This window comes from Actinomadura bangladeshensis, assembly GCF_004348335.1.
Classification (GTDB): Bacteria; Actinomycetota; Actinomycetes; order Streptosporangiales; family Streptosporangiaceae; genus Spirillospora; species Spirillospora bangladeshensis.
In genome coordinates, this window is sequence record NZ_SMJW01000436.1 from 1 (window position 1) to 3,791 (window position 3,791).

The following is a 3,791-nucleotide window of genomic DNA, read 5'->3' on the forward strand; positions in this document are numbered from 1 at the left end:
TATCTACACTTATGCGATCGTCGGCAGCGTCAGTTGTGTATAAGAGACAGACCCCGCCGCCCACGAGGAACTCCAGATCCTCCAGCGGATGAGCGTCGACCCGCCCGAAGCCGCCCGCATCCTCGACACCGACCGCCTCGCCGGCCTCCAGCGCGCCGCCGAAGAGGTCTCCGTCCACGAACTCATCGCCGACTACATCGTCCGGCTCGTCATGGCCACCCGCGAACCCGACCAGTACCGCCTCCCCGACCTGCGCGGCGTCATCGAGATCGGCGCCAGCCCCCGCGCCACCCTCGGCCTGGCCTCCGCCGCCCGCGCCCTCGCCCTGCTCTCGGGACGCGACTACGTCCTGCCCGACGACGTCCGCGCCGTCGCCCGCGACGTCATCGCCCACCGCCTCGTCCTCACCTTCGACTCCATCGCCGACGGCATCGACCCCGGCGACGTCATCGCCCAGATCATCACCGCCGTCCCCCCGCCCCGCGTGGTCTGGAACCACGGAGCGGCGGCGGTGACGACCGCATGACCGGGCGCACCCCCGGGCGCACCGCGGGACGGCGCCGGCACAGCGGCAAGCTCACCCACCTCGCCCCCGAGCGCACCCTGCGGCGCCTGGAACTCCAGGTCACCCGCCGCCTCGACGGGCTCCTCAACGGCGAGCACCTCGGCCTCATCCCCGGCCCCGGCACCGAACTCGCCGAAGCCCGCCTCTACCAGCCCGGCGAGGACGACGTCCGGCACATGGACTGGGCCGTCACCGCCCGCACCACCACACCCCACGTCCGCGACCTCATCGCCGACCACGAACTCGAGGCCTGGGCCCTGGTCGACCTCACCCCCAGCATGGACTTCGGCACCGAGACCATCATCAAACGGGACCTCGCCGTCGCCGCCCTCGCCGCCGTCGGGTTCCTCACCGTCCGCCTCGGCGACCGCGCCGGCGCCTACCTCCTGCACGCCGACGGCATGCGCCGCCGGCCCGCACGCACCGGCAAGGCCGCCATGTACGCCCTCCTCCAGGCCGTCCTGGACGCCCAGTCCGTGCACGACGGCGCCCACCGCGCCGACACCGCCCGCACCGCCGCCGGCCCCCGCGACCTCGCCGCCGCCATCACCTCACTGGACCGCGGCCAGACCCGCCGCGGCCTCCGCGTGATCATCTCCGACTTCCTCGCCCCCGACGGCGGCGACCCCGCGCCGGCCGCGGAACGGGGCGCGCACGGCCGGCCCGACTGGGAGCGCCCGCTGCGCCGCCTCGCCGCCCGCCACCAGGTCCTCGCCATCGAGATCATCGACCCCCGCGAACTCGACCTCCCCGACGTCGGACTCGTCGAGATGGCCGACCCCGAGACCGGAGCCGTCCACGAGATCGTGCTCAGCCGCCGCGTCCGCGAACGGTACGCCGCCGCGGCCGCCGACCAGCGCGAGCGCACCCGGGCCGCCCTGCGCCGCTGCGGCGCCCACCACCTGGTCCTGCGCACCGACCGCGACTGGATCGCCGACGTCGCACGCTTCGCCCTCCGCCAGCGCCGCGCCGCAGGCAGGTCCGCCGAGCGCAGCTCCTCCGCGGAGAGGCGGCGGGCGGGGGCTGGAGGACGGTCAGCGACCACCGGGGGAGTGCGCCCATGACCTTTCTGTCACCCGAACGACTCTGGCTGCTCGGCCTCCTGCCGCTGCTCGCCGCCGCCTACCTGCTCATGCAGCTGCGCCGGCAGCGGTACGCCGTCCGCTTCACCAACCTCGCCCTGCTGTCCCAGGTCGCGCCCAGGCGACCCGGCTGGCGCCGGCACGTCGCCGCCGTGCTGTTCCTCGCCATGATCACACTGATGATGGTCGGGTTCGCGCGGCCCGCGTCCTCGGTCAAGGTGCCCCGCGACCGCGCCACCATCATGGTCGCCGTGGACGTCTCGCTGTCCATGATGGCCAGGGACATCTCGCCCAGCCGGTTCGACGCCGCCAAGGCCGCCGCCAAGAAGTTCATCGGCGACCTGCCCGCACGCTTCAACGTCGGCGTCGTCGCGTTCGCCGGCAACGCCAACCTCGTCGCCGCGCCGTCCGCCGACCGGGAGGCCGCCATCGCCTCCCTCGACCAGCTCGTCCTGGCCAAGCGGACCGCCATCGGCGAGGCCGTCTTCACCTCCCTGCAGGCCGTCCGGTCCTTCGACGCCGACGCGCGGCAGGACCCGCCGCCCGCCCACATCGTCCTGCTGTCGGACGGCGACAACACCACCGGCCGCTCGGTCCAGGAGGCCATCGACGCCAGCCGCGTCGCCCACATCCCCGTCTCCACCATCGCGTTCGGCACCCCGTACGGCACCGTCGACATCGAGGGCGAGACCACCAGCGTCTCGGTCAACAAGGAGACGCTGAAGACCCTCGCCGACAGCACCCAGGGCAAGGCCTACGAGGCCGCCGACGCGGGGCAGCTCGACGACGTCTACAGCAACATCGGCACGTCCCTCGGGTTCAAGATCGAACACCGCGACGTCGCCGCCCGCTACATCGGGATCGCGCTGCTGTTCGCGTTCGCCGCCGGCGGCGTCTCCCTCGCCTGGTTCTCCCGGCTGCCCTGACCCCGGTCGCCCCGACCTCTGCCGTTCCTGGACGGCGGGCACCCCGGGGCCGGTCTTTCCGCCGCGCCCGCACTGATAGCGTCGGCGGACGTGGGGGATCACTACTTCGCCGAGCGGCCCGGGGCCGCAAGCCGGCGCCGCACCGTCGACCTCGTCCTGCCGGACCTGCACCTGCGACTCGACACCGACAGCGGCGTGTTCTCCCCCGACCGCGTCGACCCCGGCACCCGCGTCCTGCTGGAGACGGTCCCGCCGCCCCCGCAGGAGGGCGACCTCCTCGACCTCGGCTGCGGGTACGGGCCCATCGCCCTCACCCTCGCCAAGCGCTCTCCATCGTCGATGGTCTGGGGCGTTGATGTTAATCGGCGTGCGCTGGAAATGGCAGAGGGCAATGCCAAAGCCGCCGGCCTTGACAATGTAAGGTTCAGTCTGGCGGACGAGATCGACCCCGCGCTGCGGTTCGCCGCGATCTGGTCGAACCCCCCGATCCGCATCGGCAAGGCCGCCCTGCACGACCTCCTGCTCGCCTGGCTCCCCCGCCTCGCCCCCGGTGCCCTCGCCCACCTCGTCGTCCAGAAGCACCTCGGCTCCGACTCCCTCCAGCGGTGGCTCGCCGGCCGGGGCTTCCCCACCGAGCGGATCGCCTCCCGGTCCGCCTACCGCGTCCTGCGCGTCTCGTCCCGCACGGAAGGCCCCGCCCGATGAGCACCCGCGACCCCAAGAGCACGCCCGAGACCGCGCCCGGCCGCCGGCAGCTGCGCGGCACCGACGTCAAGCGCCTCAACCGCGACTGGCGCCGCCGCACCGACGCCCGCCTCGGCCTGCTCGTCGAATCGGTCACCCAGCCGTTCAACATGGGCTCGATCATCCGCAGCGCCGCCGTGTTCGGCGTCGAGCACCTCTGGCTCGCCGGCAACGCCACGCCCCCCACCCACCGCGGCGTCGCCAAGACCGCCCTCGGCACCGACCGCCTCGTCCCCTGGGAGCACGCCGGGACCCCCGCCGAGGCCGCCGCCGCCGTCCGCAAGGAGGGCCTGCGCCTCGTCGCCGTCGAACTCACCGCCGACGCCGTCCCCCTCCACGACGCGCCCCTGGACGGCGACGTCTGCCTCGCCGTCGGCGGCGAGGACCACGGCTGCTCCCCCGCGCTCCTCGCCGCGGCCGACGCCGTCGCCTACATCCCCCAGATCGGGCGCGTCGGCTCCCTCAACGTCGCCG

General features: G+C 73.8%; 4 protein-coding genes and 1 pseudogene. All 5 read left to right on the forward strand.

The window, feature by feature from the left end; genetic code table 11:
- Window positions 1-52: 52 nt before the first annotated feature.
- A pseudogene (locus E1284_RS39335) lies at window positions 53-526 on the forward strand (AAA family ATPase); the annotation flags it as partial.
- Window positions 523-1,629 carry a DUF58 domain-containing protein gene (locus tag E1284_RS39340; RefSeq protein ID WP_131945222.1) on the forward strand — a complete coding sequence of 369 codons (1,107 nt, stop codon included), beginning with the start codon at window positions 523-525 and terminating at the stop codon, window positions 1,627-1,629. The pseudogene E1284_RS39335 and the gene E1284_RS39340, both read left to right, overlap by 4 nt.
- A complete protein-coding gene (locus tag E1284_RS39345) occupies window positions 1,626-2,573 on the forward strand; it encodes a VWA domain-containing protein (RefSeq protein ID WP_131945223.1) in 948 nt (315 codons plus the stop codon). The genes E1284_RS39340 and E1284_RS39345 overlap by 4 nt, the downstream gene beginning before the upstream one ends.
- Window positions 2,574-2,663: 90 nt before the next feature.
- Window positions 2,664-3,278: a class I SAM-dependent methyltransferase gene (locus E1284_RS39350; protein WP_131945224.1), complete on the forward strand. Its 615-nt coding sequence runs from the start codon at window positions 2,664-2,666 to the stop codon at window positions 3,276-3,278.
- The coding region (locus E1284_RS39355; protein ID WP_131945225.1) for a TrmH family RNA methyltransferase at window positions 3,275-3,791 on the forward strand (517 nt) is incomplete at its 3' end. The genes E1284_RS39350 and E1284_RS39355, both read left to right, overlap by 4 nt.